At 71.6% G+C, this 23,430-nt stretch carries 21 protein-coding genes; 13 read left to right on the forward strand and 8 right to left on the reverse strand.

What is annotated here, in order from left to right:
• Positions 1-96 precede the first annotated feature (96 nt).
• The 3 genes from B079_RS0108800 to B079_RS0108810 all read left to right on the forward strand — a co-directional run bounded on the left by B079_RS0108800 (position 97) and on the right by B079_RS0108810 (position 2,833).
• Positions 97-1,548, forward strand: a complete 1,452-nt coding sequence (locus B079_RS0108800) for a helix-turn-helix domain-containing protein (protein ID WP_018545414.1) — start codon at positions 97-99, stop codon at positions 1,546-1,548.
• 9 nt (positions 1,549-1,557) lie between these two features.
• On the forward strand, positions 1,558-2,049 hold the full coding sequence (locus tag B079_RS0108805) for an SLOG family protein (RefSeq protein ID WP_018545415.1): 492 nt from the start codon (positions 1,558-1,560) through the stop codon (positions 2,047-2,049).
• 163 nt (positions 2,050-2,212) lie between these two features.
• Positions 2,213-2,833, forward strand: a complete 621-nt coding sequence (locus B079_RS0108810; RefSeq protein WP_234016767.1) for a 2'-5' RNA ligase family protein — start codon at positions 2,213-2,215, stop codon at positions 2,831-2,833.
• 5 nt (positions 2,834-2,838) lie between these two features.
• Here B079_RS0108810 and map read toward each other — a convergent pair whose 3' ends face one another.
• A complete protein-coding gene (gene map / locus B079_RS0108815; RefSeq protein WP_026248489.1) occupies positions 2,839-3,696 on the reverse strand; it encodes a type I methionyl aminopeptidase in 858 nt (285 codons plus the stop codon).
• A 58-nt stretch (positions 3,697-3,754) separates the two neighbouring features.
• Here map and B079_RS0108820 point away from each other — a divergent pair, with 58 nt between their 5' ends.
• Positions 3,755-3,988, forward strand: coding sequence for a hypothetical protein (locus tag B079_RS0108820; RefSeq protein ID WP_018545418.1), 234 nt, complete (start codon positions 3,755-3,757; stop codon positions 3,986-3,988).
• A gap of 52 nt (positions 3,989-4,040) precedes the next feature.
• On the opposite strand, the gene B079_RS0108825 is transcribed toward B079_RS0108820, so the two are convergent.
• The gene (locus B079_RS0108825; protein WP_018545419.1) at positions 4,041-4,637 is read right to left on the reverse strand and encodes a hypothetical protein; all 597 of its coding nucleotides are present in this window, start codon (positions 4,635-4,637) and stop codon (positions 4,041-4,043) included.
• Between the two features lie 115 nt (positions 4,638-4,752).
• Here B079_RS0108825 and npdG point away from each other — a divergent pair, with 115 nt between their 5' ends.
• Both npdG and B079_RS0108835 read left to right on the forward strand, forming a co-directional pair.
• Entirely contained in the window at positions 4,753-5,478 is a 726-nt protein-coding gene (gene npdG / locus B079_RS0108830; protein ID WP_018545420.1) for an NADPH-dependent F420 reductase, read from the forward strand.
• A gap of 83 nt (positions 5,479-5,561) precedes the next feature.
• Positions 5,562-5,747: a hypothetical protein gene (locus B079_RS0108835; protein WP_018545421.1), complete on the forward strand. Its 186-nt coding sequence runs from the start codon at positions 5,562-5,564 to the stop codon at positions 5,745-5,747.
• Here B079_RS0108835 and B079_RS0108840 read toward each other — a convergent pair.
• Positions 5,737-6,537 (reverse strand): site-2 protease family protein, encoded by an 801-nt coding sequence (locus B079_RS0108840; RefSeq protein ID WP_018545422.1) that lies wholly within the window; start codon positions 6,535-6,537, stop codon positions 5,737-5,739. The two genes, B079_RS0108835 and B079_RS0108840, sit on opposite strands and share 11 nt — an antisense overlap.
• A 310-nt stretch (positions 6,538-6,847) precedes the next feature.
• Here B079_RS0108840 and B079_RS0108845 point away from each other — a divergent pair, with 310 nt between their 5' ends.
• Complete coding sequence (locus tag B079_RS0108845; RefSeq protein WP_018545423.1) at positions 6,848-10,126, forward strand: BTAD domain-containing putative transcriptional regulator; 3,279 nt, start codon at positions 6,848-6,850, stop codon at positions 10,124-10,126.
• A gap of 12 nt (positions 10,127-10,138) precedes the next feature.
• On the opposite strand, the gene B079_RS0108850 is transcribed toward B079_RS0108845, so the two are convergent.
• The 4 genes from B079_RS0108850 to B079_RS0108865 form a co-directional block, all read right to left on the reverse strand.
• Entirely contained in the window at positions 10,139-10,963 is an 825-nt protein-coding gene (locus B079_RS0108850) for an ABC transporter permease (RefSeq protein WP_018545424.1), read from the reverse strand.
• A complete protein-coding gene (locus B079_RS0108855) occupies positions 10,960-11,991 on the reverse strand; it encodes an ATP-binding cassette domain-containing protein (RefSeq protein WP_026248490.1) in 1,032 nt (343 codons plus the stop codon). Before B079_RS0108855 ends, B079_RS0108850 begins: the two co-directional genes overlap by 4 nt.
• A gap of 117 nt (positions 11,992-12,108) precedes the next feature.
• Complete coding sequence (locus B079_RS0108860) at positions 12,109-13,431, reverse strand: UDP-glucose dehydrogenase family protein (protein ID WP_018545426.1); 1,323 nt, start codon at positions 13,429-13,431, stop codon at positions 12,109-12,111.
• Between the two features lie 114 nt (positions 13,432-13,545).
• Positions 13,546-14,814, reverse strand: a complete 1,269-nt coding sequence (locus B079_RS0108865) for a hypothetical protein (RefSeq protein WP_018545427.1) — start codon at positions 14,812-14,814, stop codon at positions 13,546-13,548.
• 231 nt (positions 14,815-15,045) lie between these two features.
• Here B079_RS0108865 and B079_RS0108870 point away from each other — a divergent pair, with 231 nt between their 5' ends.
• Positions 15,046-16,338 carry a helix-turn-helix domain-containing protein gene (locus tag B079_RS0108870; RefSeq protein ID WP_018545428.1) on the forward strand — a complete coding sequence of 431 codons (1,293 nt, stop codon included), beginning with the start codon at positions 15,046-15,048 and terminating at the stop codon, positions 16,336-16,338.
• A gap of 88 nt (positions 16,339-16,426) precedes the next feature.
• Here B079_RS0108870 and panB read toward each other — a convergent pair whose 3' ends face one another.
• Positions 16,427-17,290: a 3-methyl-2-oxobutanoate hydroxymethyltransferase gene (gene panB, locus B079_RS0108875; protein WP_018545429.1), complete on the reverse strand. Its 864-nt coding sequence runs from the start codon at positions 17,288-17,290 to the stop codon at positions 16,427-16,429.
• Positions 17,291-17,542: 252 nt separating this feature from the next.
• Here panB and B079_RS0108880 point away from each other — a divergent pair, with 252 nt between their 5' ends.
• From B079_RS0108880 to B079_RS0108900, 5 genes are all read left to right on the forward strand, one after another.
• Positions 17,543-19,129 (forward strand): MFS transporter, encoded by a 1,587-nt coding sequence (locus tag B079_RS0108880; RefSeq protein WP_199779887.1) that lies wholly within the window; start codon positions 17,543-17,545, stop codon positions 19,127-19,129.
• A gap of 116 nt (positions 19,130-19,245) precedes the next feature.
• Entirely contained in the window at positions 19,246-19,881 is a 636-nt protein-coding gene (locus B079_RS0108885) for a TetR/AcrR family transcriptional regulator (RefSeq protein ID WP_018545431.1), read from the forward strand.
• A gap of 181 nt (positions 19,882-20,062) precedes the next feature.
• Positions 20,063-21,112 (forward strand): endonuclease/exonuclease/phosphatase family protein, encoded by a 1,050-nt coding sequence (locus B079_RS0108890; RefSeq protein WP_018545432.1) that lies wholly within the window; start codon positions 20,063-20,065, stop codon positions 21,110-21,112.
• A 125-nt stretch (positions 21,113-21,237) separates the two neighbouring features.
• Positions 21,238-22,479 (forward strand): MFS transporter, encoded by a 1,242-nt coding sequence (locus tag B079_RS0108895; protein ID WP_018545433.1) that lies wholly within the window; start codon positions 21,238-21,240, stop codon positions 22,477-22,479.
• Positions 22,480-22,653: 174 nt separating this feature from the next.
• Positions 22,654-23,430, forward strand: a complete 777-nt coding sequence (locus B079_RS0108900; RefSeq protein WP_018545434.1) for an MHYT domain-containing protein — start codon at positions 22,654-22,656, stop codon at positions 23,428-23,430.

Consider the following 23,430-nt stretch of genomic DNA (forward strand, 5'->3'; position numbering starts at 1 on the left):
GATATGACCAGCGGGGGTTACCGAGGCGGTCATACCCTCGTTGTCGGTTCGCTACGGCGCGATGACGCGCATACGATCACTCCGGAAGTTGGGCCCATGGACGCCACCACCCCCGGCCCGCTCGCTCCCGAAGTCCTCGACCGAGACGACTTGAAGCGAGCCCTGGCAGAGCACGACTTCGCCGCGGTCTTCTCGCTCGTCAAGAAGTGGGGCGGTCTGTCGCAGAACCGCATCGCGGCGGCTTGCCGGCTCACACCTGGCAAGGTCTCCACGATCATCAGCGGGCAACAGCAGGTCACCAGCTTCGAAGTGATCTGCCGTATCGCCGACGGGCTACGAATCCCGGGCCGGATGGTGGGACTTGCCGACTGCCCCTGGGAAAGACGGACCGAGACCCCAGACCCGTACCCTCAACAGCCCCCGGCCGCACGGTTATCAGTTGACGCACCTTGGCGCTCCACCGCGACCGTGCACCTGGCCGCAGACCTGACCAGGAGCGATCTCGTGATGGACCGCCGCGCTGCAACACGTGCCCTCACCGGCGCGGCCCTGTTCGGCACCCCCCTCCTCGATTCCCTTGAGGGGTGGCTCCAGCCCTCCCCGGCCGTTGCAAAGGGCCACCACCGGGGCCGCATCAGCATCCGGGAAGTACGGGAGCTGGAAGGAACAGCGCGTGTCTTTCGCGCCTGGGACCACCGGTTCGGCGGAGGCCTGCGCCGCAAGGCCGTGGTCGGACAGCTCAACGAGGTCTCCAGCCACCTCGAAGATCATCAGGCGCCCGACGTCGAGCGGGGCCTTTTTCAGGTGATGGCCTACCTCGGCGGTACAGCCGCAACGATCGCATGGGACTCCGGCCTCCAGCAGCAAGCGCAGTCCTACTACCTACTCGCGCTGCGCGCAGCCCACGCTGCGGGGGATTCTGCCTTCGGTGCCAACGTCCTTGCCGGAATGGCCCGGCAGATGCTGTACCAGGAGCGGCCGCAGGACGCACTCGAACTCGTGCACCTGGCGCAAAAGGGCACGGGGCCGAAGGCCGGGCCACGCCTTCGGGCACTGCTGCACACCAGGGAGGCGTGGGCGTACGCGGCGATGGATCGCACGGCAGCCTTCAAGCGTGCCACCAGCGAGGCGGAAGAAGCCCTGGCGGACGCGGGGGCGGATGATGAGCCGTACTGGATCGCATACTTCGACGAAGCCGAACTGACGGGAACAACCGGCGGCCGGCTCCTCGAAATGGCCCGCAAAGGCGCCCGTGAGCGCGCTGAAGAAGCGGCGGACTCCATCCGTCGGGCGGTCGAGCGCCGGGGTCCGGAGGCAGGGCGCAGCTACGCCCTGGACACGATTGGCCTGGCCGAATGCCATTTCCTCATCGGGGACGTGAACGGGGCTGTCGACCACACACAGCGCGCCGTCGAAGCAGCGGCGCGCACGCAGTCGGCCCGTGTGCGCGCCCAACTCGGCAAGCTGTATCCGTACACGGTCGGCCGGAACACTTCGCAGCGTGTGGCGGACGCCCGCACAATGATCCGCGACCTGCTGTCCACCTGAGGAAGTACCGTGACCACGATCGCCGTGACCGGCCACATGGACCTGACCGAAGCCAGCGTTCCGCTCGTACGTGACGCCCTTCGGGAGGCACTGAAGCCATACGCTGCGGATGGCGCCCTGGTCGGAGTCTCATGCATCGCCAAGGGCGCCGACTCTCTGTTCGCCGAGGCCGTGCTCGAACTTGGTGGCCGCCTGACCGCGGTCATTCCCTCGAAGGACTATCGCCAGAACAAGGTGAAGCCGGACCACGCCCAGACGTTCGACCGGCTCACGAACGCTGCCGCCGAGGTCATTGTCCTGGAACACGAGCTCGCGAACCGCTCGGCCTACGAGGACGCCAACCGTACGCTTCTCCGCCGAGCCGACCGCCTCATTGCCGTCTGGAACGGTGAACCGCCCACCGGGAAAGGGGGCGGCACCGCCGACACCGTCCACGAAGCCAAGGAAGCCGGGCTACCGGTGGACATCGTGTGGCCGGACGAAGCCGCACGCCAGAGCTGACCCAGTCCCGAGGGCGCCCAGCGGGGGCCCTGCGTGTCTGCGCCGACACGGACGGTGCCGCTCGGTCGGACTGCGGGCGGCCATCGAGGAGTGGTGCGTGGACTCGGCTCCGCGCCGTCTCGCGCTCTCGCCAGGCACAGGGGCAGCCTGATTTGATCGCTGCATGACTTCGTTCGACGCCATGCGAAATCACTGGTGGTGGCGCCCCGGCTGGAACGTGGGCCGCCGCTTCTACACCTGGCACCTGACGTTCGAGGGACAGAAGGACGTGCACCGGCTCGCGGCCGAGTACCGCTCCGCACTGGCCCCGTTCGGAGACGCCCTGACCGTCGTTCCGGATCCATGGCTGCACCTCACCATGCAAGGGATCGGGTTCGTCGGCGAGGTCAAGGAACAGGACGTCCGGGCCATCGTCGACGCGGCCGGCGCGCACCTGGCCGCCATCCCCGCCTTCGACGTTCAGGTGGGCCCGCACGTGCCGGACCCGGAGGCCATCCTTCTGCACGTCCATCCGGACGGTCCCGTGCATGCCGTCCGCAGCGCGATCGGTGACGTACTGCCCGAGATCCCGGAGAACGCGGACGGCTTCACCCCGCACGTGTCGGTGGCCTACAGCGCGAGCAACGGACCGGCCGACCCCGTTTTCAAGGCACTCGACACAGGCGGTTTCGCCCCGGCCCGGGCCCGGATCGCCAGCGCCGACCTGATCGTGATCCACCGGGACAACCAGATGTACGAATGGGAGCCCTTCGCCTCAGTACCCCTGGGCCGGCCGGAGCGGTGAGGCTCCTACGGCAGCGTCAGGATGTCCGCCCCGCTGTCCGTCACCACCAGTGTGTGCTCGAACTGGGCCGTGCGCTTGCGGTCCTTGGTGACCACGGTCCAGCCGTCGTCCCACATGTCGTACTCGTGGGTGCCGAGGGTCAGCATCGGTTCGATGGTGAAGGTCATGCCGGGCTGGATGACCGTGGTGGCGTGCGGGGAGTCGTAGTGCGGGACGATCAGGCCGGAGTGGAACGACGAGTTGATGCCGTGGCCGGTGAAGTCCCGTACGACGCCGTAGCCGAAGCGCTTGGCGTAGGACTCGATGACCCGGCCGATGATGTTGATCTGGCGGCCGGGCTTCACCGCCTTGATCGCCCGGTTCAGCGCCTCGCGGGTGCGCTCGACCAGGAGGCGGGACTCGTCGTCCACCTCGCCGACCAGGTAGGTGGCGTTGTTGTCGCCGTGCACCCCGCCGATGTACGCGGTCACGTCCAGGTTGACGATGTCGCCGTCCCTGAGGACCGTCGAGTCCGGGATGCCGTGGCAGATGACCTCGTTGACCGACGTGCACAGGGACTTGGGGAAGCCCCGGTATCCCAGAGTCGACGGATACGCGCCGTGGTCGCACATATAGTCGTGCGCGACCTTGTCCAGCTGGTCCGTGGTGACGCCGGGGGCGATGATCTTCGCCGCCTCCTCCATCGCCCGGGCGGCGATCCGGCCGGCGACGCGCATGGCCTCGATCGTCTCGGGCGTCTGCACCTCCGGACCGGTGTACGGAGTGGGCGCGGGCTTTCCGACGTACTCGGGGCGGCGGATGTTTCCGGGCACCGGACGGGTGGGAGACAGCTCCCCTGGTACGAGCAGCGACTGGCCAGACATGCCAGCGAGTCTAACCAGCGGGCATGGGGGAACATGTGTGTGGCGAGAGGAGCCGTTGATGTCCGTGTTCAAGAAGCGCACCCAGGGCAAGCCGGGCGAGTGGTACTACTGCCTGGAGCACAAGAAGGTCGAGGAGGGCCCCGACTGCCCCGGCAAGGACCGCTTCGGCCCGTACGCCACGCCGGAAGCGGCCCGGCACGCCATGGAGACCGCCCACGAGCGCAACGAGGAGTGGGAGAAGGACCCCCGCTGGCAGGACACCCCCTCCGGCGAGGACGGCGACAAGGCCTGACGGCCGCGCCCCTACGTACCCCTGCGCACCTCGACGTGCCGCCCGCGGCGCCCTACCAGGGTGCCGCGGGCGGTGCCGTCAGGATCTCCGCCAGCCGGGACAGCCGGTCCTTGAAGCCCCGCCGCGCCCTCGGCGGCCCCGCGTTCTCGCCCGCCGCGGCGCTGACCAGGTGCTGCACGCTGTCCAGGTCCAGCTCGGCGCCCTCGGGCACGGCCAGCACGTCATGGGCCATCGCGGCCAGCTCACCGTCACCCGCGCCGAGCGCCAGCACGGTCACCCCGGCCCGGCGGGCGGTGTGCACCCGCTCCAGCAGGGCCGCCGGTTCGTCCGGGGCCACCACCAGCAGGGTCTCGCCCCGGCGGGCCTCCGCGATGCGGCCCGGGCCGACCGCCAGATGCGCGGGGTCCGAGGGGCGGGCGTGGTGGCGTACCAGGACGGGGGCCAGCTCCGGCGTGCCCGACCAGGCCGCCTCGTCCACCAGATGCGCCGCCAGATGCCAGGGCTCGTACTCCGGCGTCCCGGCGAGCAGCAGCCCGCCGCCGTGCGCCGTCACCGAGCCGCGCAGCACCCCCGCGAACCGGCGCGTGGCCCCCAACCACTCCGTCCCGGCGAGCACTTCGCGCAGCAGCGCGACCCGTACGGCGTCCATGCGCCCGCATCCTGCCTCAACCGGTCCCCTCCGTCCCGCAGTTCACTCCAGGTTCGCCCGAACCGAGGACTCACCCGCGCGGGTGCGCGAGGGCGCGCGGACGTAGAGTCGGGCCATGACCACCAGCGACAGCGCACAGACCGCCGCCCGGACCCCCGCGAAGGCCCCGGCCAAGGACCCCTGGGACCTGCCCGACGTCTCCGGGCTGACCGTCGGCGTCATCGGCGGCACCGGGCCGCAGGGCAAGGGCCTCGCGTACCGGCTCGCCAAGGCCGGGCAGAAGGTGATCGTCGGCTCCCGCTCCGCCGAGCGCGCCCACACGGCCGCCGAGGAGCTGGGCCACGGGGTGGAGGGCGCCGACAACGCCGAGACCGCGCGCCGCAGCGACGTCGTGATCGTCGCCGTGCCGTGGGACGGCCACGCCGACACCCTGAAGTCGCTCCGCGAGGACCTGGCGGGCAAGCTCGTCGTGGACTGCGTCAACCCGCTCGGCTTCGACAAGCAGGGCGCCTACGCACTCACGCCCGAGGAGGGCAGCGCCGCCCAGCAGGCCGCGGCCCTGCTCCCGGACTCCCGGGTCACCGCCGCCTTCCACCACCTCTCCGCCGTCCTCCTGGAGGACCCGGAGATCGACGAGATCGACACCGATGTGATGGTCCTCGGCGACCGGCGCGCCGACACCGACATCGTGCAGGCCCTGGCCGGGCGCATCCCCGGCATGCGCGGCGTCTTCGCCGGGCGGCTGCGCAACGCGCACCAGGTGGAGGGCCTGGTCGCGAACCTGATCTCCACCAACCGCCGCTACAAGGCGCACGCCGGGCTGCGCGTCACCGACGTGTGACACCCTCCGCCCCGGCATCGGCGGCCGGGGCCCATGGGGGACACTGGTGCGCGTAGCAGTGTCCCCCGACAGGAGCCGGTCCCATGCCCCGCATCGCCCTCGTCACCCTCGCCGTCTGCGTCCTGGCCGTGGCCGCGGCCGTCGTCTCGTTCGTCCAGGGCAGCTGGCTCGGGATCGTCTGGGTGCTGCTCGCGGGCCTGACCTCCAACATGAGCTGGTTCTACTTCAAGCGGAGCCGGGGCGCCGCCGCCAAGTCCGTCACGGGCTGACCGCGCAGTACGCCGGGGCCTCGCTCCAGAAGCGGTAGAGCCAGTACCCGCAGTCGGAGACCCCGTCCTGCACCCCCAGGGCGCGCAGCACGCCGTAGACCAGGTCGAAGAAGGCCGCGTTGACCGAGGGCACCCACAGCAGCGCGAAGACCAGCAGCATGCCGAACTGGGCGAACGTCTCCAGCTGCCGCTTGATCCCGTACGGCAGCCACGGCTCCAGCACGCCGTAGCCGTCCAGGCCCGGAACGGGCAGGAAGTTCAGGATCGCCGCGCTCACCTGGAGCAGGGTGAGGAACGCCAGCGCGTACCGGAAGTCGCGCGGCACCCCGTCCGCCGCGCCCAGCCAGAACGGCGCCGCGCACACCAGCGCGAACGCCACGTTCGTCAGCGGGCCCGCCGCGGAGATCAGGCTGTGCCGCCAGCGGCCCCGGATCCGGCCGCGCTCGATGAACACCGCGCCGCCGGGCAGACCGATCCCGCCCGCGATCACGAACAGCACCGGCAGCACGATGCTCAGCAGCGCGTGCGTGTACTTCAGCGGGTTCAGCGTCAGATAGCCCTTGGCCCCGATGGAGATGTCGCCGCCGTGCAGCGCGGTGCGCGCGTGCGCGTACTCGTGCAGACAGAGCGAGACCACCCAGGCCGCCGTCACGAACAGGAACACCGCGAGCCCCGGCTGCGCGGCGAACCCGGTCCAGGTCGCCCAGCCGGTCACCGCCGCCACGGCGAGGATTCCGACGAAGACGGGACTGACCCGGCGGTCGCCGGGACGGGTCGCTGCGGTGGTCATGGGCGGCTCCTGAAGGGTTCTTTTCGGGCGAAGCGGTACGGATCGGGCGGTGCGGTGCGGGGATCGGACGGACGGTCGGGTGCCCGACCGTACCGGGCCGGGACGCGCCGGGAAAACGCCTCGCCACCGGCCCCCGGTTCCGCGAGGCTGGGGGGATGGCACCGAGGGAGGTCCGCTGCGGCGGAGGCGACCGCGTCGCCCGCGTCGTCCTCGCCGCCCTCGTCGTCCCGGAGGTCCCGGACGGGTCCTCCACGCCCCCGCCCCCACCGTCCCGTGCCCGCTGCCGATCCCGCCGGGCCGACCGGAGACAATGAACCCCGTGCGCTATCGGCTTCTCGGCACCACCCAGGCCCTCCGCCCCGACGGCACGGCCGTCCCCGTCGGCGGGGCGCGGCTGCGTGCCCTGCTGACCGTGCTCGCGCTGCGGGCCGGGCGGACCGTACCCGCCGCCGTCCTCGTGGACGAGGTGTGGGGCGCCGACCCGCCCGCCGACGCGGCCGGAGCCCTCCAGGCGCTGATCGGCCGCCTGCGCCGCGCCCTCGGCGCCGACGCGATCACCTCCGCCGACGGCGGCTACCGGCTCGCCGCCGCCCCCGACGACGTCGACCTCACCCGCTTCGACCGGCTCACCGCCGACGGCCTCGGCGCCCTCGCCGACGGCGACCCGGCCAAGGCCGCCGGGGTCCTCGACGACGCCCTCGCCCTCTGGCAGGGCCCGGTCGTCGCCGACCTGCCCGACCGCACCGCCGAGGCCGCCCGCTGGGAGGCCCGCCGCCTGGACGCCCTGCGTGCCCGGCACACCGCCGCCCTCGCCCTCGGCCAGGCCGAGCGCTCCCTGCCCGAGCTGGCCGCCCTGTGTGACAGCCACCCGCTGGACGAACCCCTCCAGGCGCTGCGCCTGCGCGCCCTGCGCGACGCGGGCCGCCCCGCCCAGGCCCTGGCCGCCTACGAGGAGGTACGACAGCTCCTCGCCGACCGGCTCGGCTCCGACCCCGGGCCCGAACTGCGCGCGCTGCACACCGAGTTGCTGACCGAGGACGCCCCGGCGCCCCCGAGACCGGCCCCGGCAGCCGCCGTGCGCCCCGCGCCGGGCAACCTGCCCGCCCGGCTCACCTCCTTCGTCGGCCGCGAGAGCGACATCGCGGCCATCGGCGCCGACCTCGCCGCCTCCCGCCTGGTCACCCTGCTCGGGCCCGGCGGCGCGGGCAAGACCCGGCTCTCCCAGGAGGCCGCCGAGGCGGTCCGCGACACCGCCCGCGACGGGGTCTGGCTCGCCGAACTCGCGCCCGTGGACGCGCCCGAGGCCGTCCCGCAGGCCGTGCTCACCGCGATCGGCGCCCGCGAGACGGTGCTGCACGGCGCGGGCGTCGAGGGCGCCCGCGCGGTCTCCGAGCGCTTCGGCGACCCCGTCGAGCGCCTGGTGGAGTACTGCGCCCGGCGCCGGATGCTGATCATCCTCGACAACTGCGAGCACGTGGTGGACGCCGCCGCCCGCCTCACCGAACGCCTCCTGGCCGCCTGCCCCGGGCTGACCGTGCTCGCCACCAGCCGCGAACCCCTCGGCGTACCGGGGGAGTTGGTGCGTCCGGTCGAGCCGTTGCCGGAGCCGGTCGCGCTGCGGCTGCTCGGCCACCGGGGCGCCGCCGCGCGGCCCGGCTTCCGGGTGGAGGACGACCCCGAGGCGTGCGCCGAGATCTGCCGCCGCCTGGACGGACTGCCCCTCGCGATCGAGCTGGCAGCCGCCCGGCTCCGCATGCTGACGCCCCGTCAGATCGCGGACCGGCTCGACGACCGCTTCCGGCTGCTCACCTCCGGCAGCCGCACCGTGCTGCCCCGCCAGCAGACCCTGCGCGCCGTGGTCGACTGGTCCTGGGAACTGCTGGACGAGGACGAACGCGACGTCCTGGGCCGTCTGTCCGTCTTCGCGGGCGGCTGCGACCTCGCCGCCGCCGAGGCCGTCTGCGGCCCCGTCGCCCTGGACGCGCTCGGCTCCCTGGTCGACAAGTCCCTGGTGGTGGCCACCCCTTCACCCGACGGCGGGATGCGCTACCGGCTCCTGGAGACCGTCGCCGAGTACGCGGCGGAGCGCCTGGACGAGACGGGCGCGCGCCTGGCCGCCGAGCGCGCGCATCTCACGTACTACCGCGAACTCGCCCGCACCACCGACCCGTTGCTGCGCGGCTCCCGTCAGCGCGAGGCCATCGGCCTGTTCCAGCTGGAGTACGAGAACCTGCGCACGGCCTTCCGGCACGCCGTCTCCGTGGGGGACGAGCAGGAGGGGCTGGTCCTGGTGCTGTCCCTGCTCTGGTACTGGCAGATGCGCGACCAGCGCCTGGAGACCCGGGCCTGGTGCGAGGACGTCATGGCGCTCGGCCCCGACCCGTTCGCGGACCCGGTCCGGCCCGCCGAGCCGGTGTGGGAGCGCTGCACCGACACCCCGCCGCCGCTCACCGGCGAACTCCTCGCCGAGGCCCGGCGCGGACTGCACCTCGCCCATCTCGCCTGCATGGACACCGACCTGGAGGCATGGCAGAACCCCGAGGCACGGGACAAACTGCGCCTCGTCACCGAGGTCTACCGGCCAGGGCTGCCCCAGACCTGCCGCTCGCCCGGCATGCTGTGGTGGTTCGCGGAGATGCTCGTCAACGGCGCCGGCCGGCTGCCCGAGATCACCGACGCCACCGTGCGCACCTGCCGCGCGACCCCCGGCTACGAATGGGAGCTGGCGGGTGCCCTCCAGACCCGCGCCAACCTCCTTGCCAACCGCGCCAGCTGGGCGGGGGACGCCGCCCGCGACGCCGACGAGGCGCTGGAGATCTACCGCCGTCTCGGGGACGCCTGGGGCATCGCCGAGGCGCTGTCCGCGCGCGGGGAGGCCCACGAGCGCAAGGGCATGAGCCGCGAGGCCGCCGCCGACTACGCGGGCGCGATGGAGCACGCCGAACACCTCGGCGCCCGCGCCCAGATGGCCGTCCTCGGCGCCCGCCTCGGCAACATGCTGATGGAGGCGGGGGACAAGGAGCGCGGCGAACGCCTGCTGCGCGAGGTCGTCCACGAGCTGGACGGCAGGCACAGCGAGGCGATGCCGGTGGCCCGGCTGTATCTGGCCGCCTGGCTGCTCGTGGACGGCAGGACCGCCGAGTCCCGCGAACAACTCGGGCTGCTCCGCGAGGAGTTCGTCCTCTCCCGGTTCGTCGTCTTCGACGCCATGATCCTCACCCAGGAGGCCTGGCTGGACGCCGAGGAGGGGCATGTGGAGCGGGCGCTGGAATCGGTCCGCCGGGCGCTCGGGCTGGCCGGTGACCCGCTGTGCGAGGTCGTCGTCCCGCAGATGCCGTCCCTCTGCCTCACCGCCGCCGCCCAGGCCCTGGCGGCCACCGGCGACGCCGCCCGCGCCGTGGACGGCGCCCGCTGCCTGGGCGCCTCGGTGGCCCTGATGCCGAACGGTCATCTCCGCTCCCACGTGGAGCAGCATGCCTACGACCGCGCCGAGGCCGACATCCGCGCGACCCTCGGCGAAGCCGCGTTCCGCGCCGCGTACGCCGAGGGCGGTGGCCTCTCCCTCGCGGAGGCCACCGCCCTGGTGTGAGGCGCGCCAAGGTCAGCTCTTGGTGCGGAACTTGTGGATCGCGACCGGCGCCATCACGGCGGTGATCGCGACCGACCAGCCCACCGTCACCCACAGGTCGTGCGTCACCGGGCCGCCGACCATCAGGCCGCGTGCGGCGTCCGCGAGCGTGGACAGCGGGTTGTAGTCGGTGAACGCCTGGAGCCAGCCGGGCATCGACTGCGTCGGCGCGAAGATGGACGAGCCGAACTGGAGAGGGAACAGCACCAGGAAGCCCATCGCCTGCACCGACTGCGCGCTCTTCATCACGACGCCCAGGGTGAGGAACACCCACATGATCGAGGACGCGAACAGCGCGGACAGACCCACGGTCGCGAAGAGCCCGGACCAGCTGGTGATGTCGAAGCCGACCAGCACCGCCACGACCATCAGCACGACCGTCGCGAACAGCATCCGGCCCAGCTCGACCACGATCTTGGCGAAGAGCACCGAGCCGCGGCCGATCGGCAGCGAGCGGAAGCGGTCCATGACACCGCTGTTGAAGTCCTGGCTGAAGCCGGTGCCGACGCCCTGCGACATCGTCATGCTCATCATCGCGAGCATGCCGGGGATGACGTACTGGACGTACTGGTCCTGGCCGCCGCCCAGCGCCTTGCCGATCGAGCCGCCGAAGACGAACACGAACAGCAGCGTGAAGACGATCGGCATCAGCAGCGCGTCGAACATCGACTCCGGGTCCTGCCGGATCCAGAGCAGATTGCGCCGGATGAGGGCGCCGGTGTGCCGCAGATGCCCGCGCAGGGTGATGCGGGAGTCGGCCGTGGTGACGGCCGCGGTGGTGACGGTGGCGGCGCTCATACGGCGACCTCTTCGCGGGTGTCGGAGTCGACGGGCGTGGCGTCCTGCGGGGCACTGGCGCGGTGGCCGGTGAGCGAGAGGAACACCTCGTCCAGGCTGGGGAGTTCGGTGACGATGGAGGAGATGGTGATGCCGCGCGCGGTCACCGCGCCGACGACGGCGGTCAGCTGCTCGTCGCTGAGGATCGGCACCAGCAGCGTGTTGCTCTCGGGGTCCACGGTGGTGGTGGCGAGGCCGGTGATGCCCAGCTCGTCCAGCATCGCGGCGAGCGGGCTCAGCTGGAGCGGGTCCACCGGGCGGATGCGCAGGGTGCGTCCGCCGACGCGGGCCTTCAGCTCCTCGATCTGACCGGCGGCGACCACCTTGCCCCGGTCCACCACGGTCAGCTCGGAGGCCAGCTGCTCGGCCTCCTCCATGTACTGGGTGGTGAGCAGCACGGTCACGCCCTCGCCGACCATCGCCTTGACCTCGTCCCACACCTCGTTGCGGGTGCGGGGGTCGAGGCCGGTGGTCGGCTCGTCCAGGAACAGCACCTGCGGGCGGCCGATCATGGAAGCGGCCAGGTCCAGGCGCCGTCGCATACCGCCGGAGTATGTGGAGGCGGGGCGCTTGGCGGCCTCCGTCAGCGAGAACCGCTCAAGCAGCTCGTCGGCGCGGGCGCGGGCGTCCTTGCGGGACAGGTCGAGCAGCCGGCCGATCATGTACAGGTTCTCCCAGCCGGGCAGCTTCTCGTCCACCGAGGCGTACTGCCCGGTCAGGCCGATCACCCGGCGCAGTTGGCGGGGCTGCCGTACGACGTCGTACCCGGCGACGGTCGCCTCACCGGTGTCCGGCGTGATCAGGGTCGACAGAATCCGCACGAGGGTCGTCTTCCCGGCCCCGTTCGGCCCGAGCACCCCCATCACGGTGCCCTCCCGCACGTCCAGGTCGACCCCGTCCAGCGCCTTGGTCTCCCCGTAATGCTTCACCAGCCCCCGCACGGAAACCGCCACCCGGCGCCCGTCGGAGTTGTCTTCGATTCGCGTCATGGGGATGACGATGCCAGCACCCACCGACAAAGCACCGACATACGGCCGACAGCGCGGCGGAGGCCGGTGTGGGCGCCTGTCGGCCCGCGCGCCGGGCCTCGCCGTGGCACTCCCGTGCTATTTCTCCGGGCGCCCGAGCTGGTGGACGGTCCAGCCCGCCGTTCGCCAGGGCTCGGGGTCCAGGGTGGTGCGGCAGTCGACGAGCAGGGGGTTGGCCGGTCGGCAGGCCAGGGTCCGAGGGTCGGCCTGCCGGTACTCGGCCCACTCGGTGGCCAGTACGACGAGGTCGGCGCCGTCGAGGGAACCGGCCAGGTCGTCGGTGTACTCCAGTTCCGGGTTGCGTACCATCGCCGTGGGCACAGCCTGCGGGTCGTGCACGGTGACGATTCCGCCCGCCTGCTGGAGAGCCTGGGCCAGGGCGAGGGCGGGGGATTCGCGCACGTCGTTGGTGCCCGGCTTGAACGCGGCGCCCCACACGGTGATCCGGGCACCGCTGACCGGCCGCTCGCCCAGGGCGCGGGTGACGAGCCCGAGGGCCACGTCCGTACGCTGCTCGTTGATCACCTCCGCGGCCCGCAGGAGAGAGGCGGCGGCGTCGGCGCCGAGGGCCCGCGCGGAGGCGGTGAAGGCGCGTACGTCCTTGGGGAGGCACCCGCCGCCGTAGCCGATGCCCGGACGCATCCCCCCGCTGCCGATCCGCGGGTCGATGCCGAGGATGTCCACGATCTGGGCGACGTCGCCGCCCGCGGCCTCGCACATGTCGGCGACGGCGTTGATGTAGCTGATCTTCAGGCCGAGGTACGTGTTCGCGGCACCCTTGGCCAGTTCGGCGGTCTGCGGGTCGGTGATGAAGATCGGCACACCGGCGTCGATGATCCCGGCGTACACGGCGCGGATCGCCTTCTCGCCCTCCGCGGTGGTGACACCGGCGATGAGGCGGTCCGGGCGCAGGGTGTCCTCCACGGCGTGGCCCTCGCGCAGGAACTCGGGGTTCCACACGACCTCCACGCCCTTCCCGGCCGGGGCGAGCCGCTGGGCGAGGGCGGTGACCTGCGCGGTGGTGCCCACGGAGACCGTGCTCTTGCCGACGATGGCGCACGGTCGGCCCAGATGCGGGGCGAGTCGGCGGATCGCGCCGAAGACCTGCGCGGTGTCGTACGAACGGCCGTCGGCGTCGATGGGGGTGCCGACTCCGAGGAAGTGCAGCTCGGCGAAGCCTGCGGCCTCGCTGATGTCGGTGGTGAAGCGCAGACGCCCGCTCGCGGTGTGGCGGGTGAGCAGTTCCGGCAGCCCGGTCTCGTAGATGGGGCACTCGCCGGCGTTGAGCCGGTCGACCTTGGCCTGGTCGACATCCACGCCGATCACCTCATGGCCGAGCTCGGCCATCGCCGCCGCGTGCGGGATGCCGAGGTGTCCGCAGCCGATCACGGAAACGCGCATGGCAGGTCGTCCTCGTCTGGTCGGGGGCGCGCCGGATCCGGCGGGCCCCCGCACGCTATCGGCTGTCACGCAGGGTTCAAGTCGGTTCGTATACTTGTTCGTTGCGGTGTTCGATCAGTGTGGGGCGTGGGCGGCCCGGGGCTGGACCGCGAACTCCACACCGAGCCGGCGGCACAGCTCGACCAGCGTGGGAATGGCCTCGGCCCGCACGACCACGTCACCGTCCTGCGGACCCTCCAACGGATAAGGCAGGTACTGGCCGAACTCCTCCAAGCCCTCGGTGTCCACGAAGAACACCTTCATCCCACGCTCCCGGGCACGCTTCTCGATCGACCGGCGGTCGGCGTGCAGACCGATCACCAAGAGCGCCTTGGCCTCGTCCAGGAGCGGCACGGGCGGGATCTTCTGGTCGTAGCGGCGTACGAAGCACTCGGTGAGCCCGGCTCGCGCGGCGAGCAGGTCGAAGTTGTGCTGGAGGACCGGGCCCACCATGTGTCCGGCGTCACGCAGGGCCTTCAGCGCGCGGTGCGCGGCCGTCGGTCGGGCGAGGAAGCTGATGCGGAACATCGCGACCAGTTCGTCCGCCTTCGCGGTGGCGTCGAGCAGCATCTCCCTGACCAGGGTGTCCCTCTGCGGGCTCAGCACGAAGGGATGTGTCTCCTTCATGACGCTGTCGGTGCGCTCGGTGACCCGGTACACCTGATGCAGGAAGTGCAGCGGGGGCACCCCGGCCTCGACGCTCGTGCCGCAGCCCAGTTCGACCTGGAACGGCAGGTGGTCCTTCAGTTCGCCCAGGTCGTCCGCGTAACGCGGGTTGCCACGCCTGTCCTTGACGCGGATGCCGCCCGACAGCACGTTCCAAGGCATCTGCCGTACGACGCGCGTCACTTGGAAGTCCTCGGACAGGAAGACCACGTCCAGCGAGCGGAACCCCTCGGGGGTGTCCCGGGCGGCACGCTCGTCCTGCGGGTGAACGTCGTAGGGGGTGACGGTGACCCGCAGGTCGCCCTTGGACCACACGTCGTCGTCGGTCTGCCGCCAGCGGCCCTCGCTGAGCCAGGCCCGCACGTCACTGCGGTACGTGTCGATCTCGGCCGCCGGGGCGCGTACCGACGTGTACAGGTACAGGTCGGCGAGCACCAGACGGGGGACGGGGAACGTGTAGTCGATGTCGAACCGGTACCGGTAGTGGACGATGCGCCGGCGCCCGTCCTCACCCTCGGCCCAGCCGGACTGCGTCGCGTTGGCCGGGTCCTGCGTCCGGCGCCAGACCCCCTCCTCGATCGCGCGGGGGCGCTCGCGTCCGGTGCCTGCGAAGTGCTCGTGCCAGGCCGCTTCCTGACTCTCGTCGAGCTGGTCGATCACGGGGTGGGGAAGGAACATCTCGTTCTCCTCGGTGGGCGAGTGAGTGACACCTCTGGACGCCGTTCCTCTGGGCGCCGTTCGAGGACATCACCGGCACGACGGCCGTGGTGATCGACTGGCAGGGTGCGCAAACGCCTTGCAGCATCTGCAAGTTCGGGCAGTAAACCTGCGGACGGCGCACACCCGATGCCGCCGAGTCTCTACGCTGGGTAGCCGTACGGTGTCGGGTCTTCGCGCGGGAGGAGCCGGATGAACGCGGTTCGTCTCTGGGGGTCCGAAGAGGCCCGTTCCTGTGTGCGGGAGCAGGACCCCGGCGGCCTGATCCGGATCGGCCGGGTGGGACGTGGCTGGCGTCTGGAGGATCTCGGTGCCCGGATCGGCTGCTCGGCCGCCACCGTCTCCCGGCTGGAGCGAAGGGGGCGGAAGGCCGACTTCGACATGCTCATGAGCGCCGCCAGGGCCGTGGAAATCCCGATGCTTGTCCTGGCTGCGTCACTCGGCTTAACCGGCGCCCCAGCGACTAGAGTTGCGCCGGACGGGCCACGCTGTGCCGAGGAGGACCCCATGCGCCGCCGCAGGTTGCTCGCCGCCACCGGCCTGGCCGTTCCAGCCTCCCTCCTGGCGGGAGTGAGCGACGCGCTGGCGAGCATTCCCGATCCCACCGGGTCGCCAGTGCCTCTCGACTCACGGCTTGCCGCCGCCCGCGGACTCTTCGACGCCGGACAGAACGCCGAGTTGCTGCGCGTGCTGCCGGGCCTGCTCGCCGATGCCCGTCACGCCGCGTCACCCGCGCACGAGGAGATGGCGCTCGCTCGCCTCTCGACCGCCTACAGTCTGGCCGGCCGGGTACTGACGAAGGTCGGCCGCTACGGGGACTCCCGGCTGGCCGCGGATCGTGCGGCGCTGTACGCGGAGTGGTCCGGCTCGCCCCTCGCCGCTGCGGCCGCAGCCCGGGAGCTGAGCATCGTGCTGCGCCATCAGGACCAGCCCGCCGCTGCCGAGCGCCACATCCTCGATGCCGTGGCCAAGGTCGAGGAGACCGGGCTGCGAACGGACGCACAGCGCTCGGCGTACGCACAGATGCTGTGCACCACCTCGTACACCGCAGCACGCGCCGGGGTTCGTGACCAGGCCCTCACCATGATCCGCGACGCCGCGCGAGCCGCTCGCGCTCTTCCCGACGTGACTCCGAGGGGGCGGATCTTCCCCATCACCCCGGCAGCGGTGGACTTGTACGCCGTCGGAGTGCACTGGGCCCTCGGGGACGCGGGCGCCGCACTGGAGGCCGGCCGTGGTTTGCACGAGGGACGGTTCACCACTGCCGAGCGCAAGGGCAGGATGCACACCGACCTCGGGCGGGCGTGGTGGCAGTGGGGCAAGGCGGAGCAGGCAGCTGCCGAACTGCTGTCGGCGGTACGCGTCTCTCCGGGCGAAGTCCGTGACCGGCCCGCGATCCGGCAGATCGTCAGCGACCTGCGGTCCCGTCACCCTCGGGTGACGGGGGTGCGCGAACTGGCGGCGGCCGCGGGCTCGGCGGAGTAGACCGCCGCAAGCTCGGCGGCCCGAAAACCGCAGGGCAGCCCGCCGACGGGGGATGATCGGCGGGCTGCCCGGGGTGTTGCCGCAGTGGCTAGTGGACGGAGTGTTCGTCGAGCGGGAACGTGCCGCCGACGACCTCTTCCGCGAAGGACTTCGCCGCGTCGGTCATGACCTCGCGGAGCGCCGCGTACTTCTTGACGAACTTGGGGACGCGGCCGGAGGTCAGGCCGAGCATGTCGGTCCAGACGAGGACCTGGGCGTCGGTGTCGGGGCCCGCGCCGATGCCGACCGTCGGGATGTGCAGGACGCGGGTGACCTCGGCGGCGAGTTCCGCCGGGACCAGCTCCAGGACGACGGCGAAGGCGCCCGCGTCCTGGACGGCCTTGGCGTCGCGCAGGAGCTGCTGGGCCGCCTCCTCGCCACGGCCCTGGACGCGGTAGCCCATGGCGTTGACGGACTGCGGGGTGAGGCCGATGTGGGCCATCACCGGGATGCCGGCCTCGACGAGCAGCTTGATCTGCTCGTGCGAGCGCTCGCCGCCCTCCAGCTTGACCGCCCCGACCCCGGCGTCCTTGACCAGCCGGGTCGCCGAGCGCAGCGCCTGCACCGGGCCCTCCTGGTAGGAGCCGAAGGGGAGGTCGCCGACGATGAGCGCGCGGCTGGTGCCGCGTACGACGGCGGCGGAGAGCATGGTCATCTCGTCGAGGGTGACGGGCACGGTCGTCTCGTAGCCGAGATGGCAGTTGCCCGCCGAGTCGCCGACCAGCATCACGGGGATACCGGCCTCGTCGAAGACGGACGCGGTCATCGCGTCGTAGGCGGTGAGCATGGGCCACTTCTCGCCCCGCTCCTTGGCAAGTGCGATGTCGCGGACGGTGATGCGACGGGTGCCCTTTCCTCCGTACAGCGTCTTGCCGTCGGAGGGCTTCGTCTGGGCAGCCGAGAGCTGCGTCATGGCAACGGCTCCTTACACGTCATCTCGAGGCGCCCTTTCGGCGTCCCCGGATCGCCTCCATGGTGGCACCTCGTGCCGCACCTGGCCAGAGGGAGGTCCCCCTACCGGCTCCCGCACCGGCTCCGGCACAGGCCCCGCACGAGGCCGCACCGGCCCCGCACCGACCCCGCACAACCCTCCCCGCGTAAGAGCTGGGTAAAGTAATTCAGATACGAGACGGTTCCGTATTGAAATGGGCCTAGGCTCGAACGCATGACAACTTCCGTCCCCGCACCCCGGATACCGGAGGCGGTGCACAAGCGCCGCTGGGCGATCCTCGGCGTGCTGATGCTGAGCCTGCTCATCGTGGTGCTCGACAACTCGATCCTGAACGTCGCCATCAAGACCATCGCCACCCCGGCCCCGACCGGCCTCGGCGCCACCCAGAGCGAGATCGAGTGGGCGATCAACTCGTACACGCTCGTCTTCGCCGGGCTGCTGTTCACCGCGGGTCTCGTCGGTGACCGCCTGGGCCGCAAGAAGGTGCTGCTCGGCGGCATCATCGTCTTCGGCATCGGCTCGGCGCTGGCCGCCGAGGCGGGCTCCCCGGGGCAGCTCATCGCCTACCGCGCGGTGATGGCCCTCGGTGCCGCCTTCGTCATGCCCGCGACCCTCGCCGTGCTGATGAACGTCTTCGAGCGCGAGGAGCAGCCCAAGGCCATCGGCATCTGGGCGGGCGGCGTCGGCCTCGGCATCGCCATCGGCCCGATCACCGGCGGCGCGCTGCTCGACCACTTCTGGTGGGGCTCGGTCTTCCTCATCAACGTGCCGATCGTGATCCTCGCCCTCGGCCTGATGCTCTGGCTGGTCCCTGACTCCCGCGACCCGAAGCCGGGCCGCCTCGACCCGATCGGCGTGGTCCTGTCCGTGGTCGGCCTGGTGCTGCTGGTCTACGGCATCATCAAGGGCGGCGAGCTGGCCGACTTCACCGATCCCAAGGTGCTGGCCACGATCATCGCCGGGCTGGTGATCCTCGCCGCGTTCGTGATCTTCGAGAAGCGCAGCGACCACCCCTCGCTCGACGTCACCTACTTCCGCAACAAGGTCTTCTCGGCCGCCATGAGCGCCATCGCGCTGGTCTTCTTCGCCCTCATGGGCGTCACGTTCTTCGGTGTCTTCTACACCCAGAGCGTGCGCGGCTACTCGCCGCTGGAGTCCGGTGTGCTGATGCTCCCGCTGGCCGCCGCCCAGATGATCTTCGCGCCGCGCGCCCGGCTCCTGGTCGACCGGTTCGGCAACAAGGCCACCACCACGGCGGGCCTGGTGCTCATCGCCGCCACGCTGGCCGCGTTCGCGACCTTCGAGGCCGACACGCCGATCTGGCTCCTGGAGGTCGTCTTCTTCCTCATGGGCACCGGCATGGCGCACATCATGACGCCGACCTCGGTCGTCATCATGCAGGCGCTGCCCCGCGAGAAGGCGGGCTCCGCCTCCGCGCTCAGCAACACCTTCCGCCAGGTCGGCGGCGCCCTCGGCATCGCCGTGCTCGGCTCGGTGCTCTCCGCCGCCTACCGCAACGGCATCGAGGGCAAGCTCGGCCTGCTCCCGCCCGGTCTGCGCGACGCCGCGGGCGAGTCCATCGAGGCCACCCTCGGCATCGCCGCGAAGCTCGGCCCGCAGGGCCAGGGCCTGGTCGTCCCGGCCCACGACGCCTTCCTGCACGCCATGCACATCACCGCCCTGTGCGGTACGGGTGTCGCGCTCGTCGGCGCCGTGGTCACCGCCCTCTTCCTGCCGGGCAAGCCGCCTGCCGGAACCGCGCAGGACACCGAGAAGGAACTGGTCGCCGCGGCGGACTGAGCACGCGGCGCGGCGAACGGATCGCCGCGCCACGCGCCGGGGCAGGGACGGTACGACAACGGGGGAGGAGGCGGCTGCGGGAGAATTGCCGCAGCACAGCGAGAGGACGAGACGACGTGAGCCTTGCCGACAGCCGGCCCCCGCAGGCCGGTCCCGCCCGGGGCCGGCCCCGCAGCGAAGCCGTGGAACGCGCCATCCTGGAGGGCGCGATGCAGCTCCTGGAGGAGGGCGTGCCCCTCGCGGAGCTGTCCATCGAGCGCGTCGCACGCACCGCCGGAGTCGGCAAGGCCACCATCTACCGCCGCTGGAGCGGCAAGGAGGAACTGTTCGTCGACGTCATGCGCGCCGCCGAACCCGCCGACCCGGAGCTGCCCGGCACCTCCATGCGCGACGACCTCGTCGTCCTCCTGGAGACCCTGCGCCGCCGGGGCCTGGTCAGCCGCTCCTCGGCGATCATGCACAACGTGTTCGTGCAGGCGAAGTGCAGCCCGCGCATCTGGGCCGCCTACCAGGCCGGGGTGATAGCGCCCCGGCGGGCCCTGATGACCGAGGTGCTGCGCCGGGGCCAGCGCGAGGGCGAACTGCGCTCCGACATCGACGTGGACCTGGCCAACGACATGTTCGTCGGCCCCATGCTGGCCCGCACCGTCCTGCGCCCCGACGCCGAGCTGCCCGAGGACCTGGCCGAAGTGATCGTCGACACGGTCCTGGCGGGCCTACGCCCCGTCAGCACCCCGTCCGAGCAGCACTGATGTACGCGTTTCGTCACAGAACCCACGCGGAACGGCCGTAACGGAACTACCCGGCCCAGCCGTTCGTCCTCGTCTTCCGAACGGCCGTCATGGGACGGCGGAACGAAGCCGTTCATCCCCTAGGGTCGTAGACACACACGGGGGGATGACGGAGCGCACGGCAGGCAGTGAGGCAGACGGTATGGCGCAGCAGGCGTACATGACGGAGACGGACAACGGCGGCTCGGGGCCCGAGCGACCGGTATCCCGGCTTCGGCGCCTGGCGCACCGTCTGTTCGGCGGCTGGCGCGACGATCCGCGCATCTGGCGCCGGGGCGCCGTCACCGCCGTCCTGGCGCTGCTGCTCGCCCTGGTGATGCTGCTGCACTCGCGCATCCCCAACCGGGTGGGCAACCTCGGCAGCCTCATCGAGACCTTCCTGCCCTGGCTGGGGCTCGCGGTCCCGGTGCTGCTGCTCGTCGGGCTGGCGCGCAAGTCCGCGACCGCGCTGATCGCGGTGCTGCTCCCGGCGATCGTGTGGCTGAACCTCTTCGGCGGGCTGCTCACCGACAAGTCCGGCACCGGCGGCGACCTGGTCGTGGCCACCCACAACGTGAACGCCGACAACCCCGCCCCCGCTGCCACCGCCCGGGACGTCGCCGCCTCCGGGGCCGATCTGCTCGCCCTGGAGGAACTGCCCGCGCCCGCCGTCGGCACCTACGACCAGGCGCTGTCCGGCCAGTACCCGTACCACGCGGTGGTCGGCACCGTCGGGCTGTGGAGCAAGTACCCGATGAGCCAGGTCCGCTCCGTGGACATCAAGCTCGGCTGGAAGCGCGCGATGCGGGCCACCGTGGCCACGCCCGACGGGCTCGTCGCGGTGTACGTCGCCCACATGCCCTCGGTGCGGGTGGAGCTGAAGGCGGGCTTCACCGCCCGGCAGCGCGACAAGAGCGCCGACGCCCTCGGCGAGGCCATCGCGGACGAGACGCTGAAGCGGGTCGTGCTGCTCGGCGACCTCAACGGCACCATGAACGACCGCTCGCTGAACGCCGTCACCTCCCAGATGCGCTCCACGCAGGGGGCCGCGGGCAGCGGCTTCGGGTTCAGCTGGCCTGCCGCGTTCCCGATGGCCCGCATCGACCAGATCATGGTCAAGGGCGTCGAGCCGGAGAGTTCCTGGACCCTGCCGCGCACCGACAGCGACCACCTCCCGGTGGCCGCCCGGGTCAGTCTCGACACCGAGTCCTGACCCGACTCGACACGGACTCGTAACCCGGTTCGTACCCGCTGGAATACTGGACCTGAGAGACTTTGTTCCGTACGGGAACATAGGCGATCCCATCCCTGTACGGCACCCCTCTGAGAGGTCCCCTCATGCCCCTGGCTCTGCTCGCCCTCGCCGTGGGCGCCTTCGGCATCGGTACCACCGAGTTCGTGATGATGGGCCTGCTGCCCGACGTCGCGGACGACCTGCGGATATCCATCCCGACCGCCGGTCATCTGGTCTCGGCGTACGCGCTCGGCGTCGTCATCGGCGCCCCGCTGCTGGCCGCCGTCACCGCGCGGATGTCCCGCCGCACGGTACTGATCGGCCTGATGGCCCTGTTCGTCGCGGGCAACGCGCTCTCCGCGTTCGCCCCCGGCTACGAGTCCCTGCTCGCCGCCCGCTTCCTGAGCGGGCTGCCGCACGGCGCGTTCTTCGGCGTCGGCGCGGTCGTCGCGACCTCCATGGTCGCCCCCGAACGCAAGGCCCGCTCGGTCTCGCTGATGTTCCTCGGCCTGACCGTCGCCAACGTCGCGGGCGTCCCCGTCGCCACGCTCATGGGCCAGCACCTGGGCTGGCGGGCCACCTTCCTCGGCGTGAGCGCCATCGGCCTGGCCGCCATCGCCTCGCTCGCGTGGCTCATCCCGCACGACCACACCCACGCCTCCCCGGCCGGACTGCGCGGCGAGCTGGCCGCACTGAGGTCCCTGCCGGTCTGGCTGGCGCTCGGTACGACGGTCGCGGGCTTCGGCGCGCTCTTCGCCGCCTACAGCTATGTCACCCCGATGCTCACCGGCGCCGCCGGGTTCGCCCCGGCCAGCGTGACCCTGCTGCTCGCCCTGTTCGGCGTCGGCGCCACGGCGGGCAACCTGCTCGGCGGACGGCTCGCCGACCACGCCATGCGCGGCACCCTCTTCGGCGGGCTCGCCGCGCTCGGCGGCGTCCTGGCGCTGTTCCCGCTGATGATGCGGGCCGAGTGGAGCGCGGCGCTCGCGGTGGCCCTGCTCGGCATGGCGGCCTTCGTCACCGGCTCGCCGCTCCAGCTGATGGTGATGGACAAGGCCGCGGCGGCGCCGTCGCTGGCCTCCTCGGCCAACCAGGCGGCCTTCAACCTGGCCAACGCGGGCGGCGCCTGGATCGGCGGCCTCGCCCTCGCGGCCGGACTCGGCGTCACCTCCCCGGCGCTCGCCGGAGCGGCCCTCGCGGTGCTCGGCATCGGGGTGGCCGCGGTGGCCTACGGCGTCGACCGCAGGCGGGCGGTGACGCTCCAGCAAACCGGCGCGCTTGCCGGTGCCACCGGTCGACTGGTCGCGACGCACGTCCCCCAGGTCAACGAGCGTTCACGGCAGTGAAGATCGCGCAAACTACAGTTGTGCAACATTCGTTCGTTTTCCGCCAAGGTGGCTTGAAGTTCACTCCCTCTCCCGTGAAGCTTCACACCATCAACACATGACACTCCAGTAGCACCAGACACACCTGTCACACCAGACACGCATGTCACAACTGGACATAGGGAGAGGACCCCGATGCAGGGCACGGCCGGATTCGACTACGGGCTGCTGACGCCGCTCGCCGCCTACCTCATGGCCTGCCTCGGCGCCGCTCTCGGACTGCGCTGCGTGGTCCGCACCGTGCACGCGGAGAAGGGCCGCAAGGCCGCCTGGCTCGGCCTCGGCGCGGCGGCCCTCGGCTGCGGCATCTGGAGCATGCACTTCATCGCCATGATCGGCTTCTCGGTCCCCGGCGCGTCCATCAGCTACGACGCCCCGCTGACCGTGCTCAGCCTGATCGTGGCGATCGTCATGGTCAGCGTCGGCATGTTCATCGTGGGCTACCGGGGCGTCGCCCCCATGACCCTGGCCACCGCAGGCATCATCACCGGCCTCGGCGTCGCGGTGATGCACTACCTCGGCATGGCCGCGATGCGCGTGAACGGCACCATCACCTACGACAACACGACGGTCGCGCTCTCCGTGATCATCGCCGTGGCCGCCGCGACGGCCGCGCTGTGGGCCGCCGTCTCCATCCGCGGCTTCGTCCCCGCGCTCGGCGCCAGCCTCGTGATGGGCGTCGCCGTGACCGGCATGCACTACACCGGCATGGCCGCGGTCGACGTCCACGTCCACTCCGTCACCTCGGGCTACGGCGACAACTCCGCCTCGCTGGTGCTGCCCATGCTGCTCGGCCCGGCCGTCTTCCTGATCCTCGCGGCCGTCGTCGTCATGTTCGACCCGCTGCTCGTGGCGGGCGACGAGCAGGAGCCCGCCCGGCGCCTGTCCCGCCCGCGCACGCCGGTCGGCTGA

It is taken from the genome of Streptomyces sp. LaPpAH-108, from assembly GCF_000373625.1.
GTDB lineage: Bacteria > Actinomycetota > Actinomycetes > Streptomycetales > Streptomycetaceae > Streptomyces.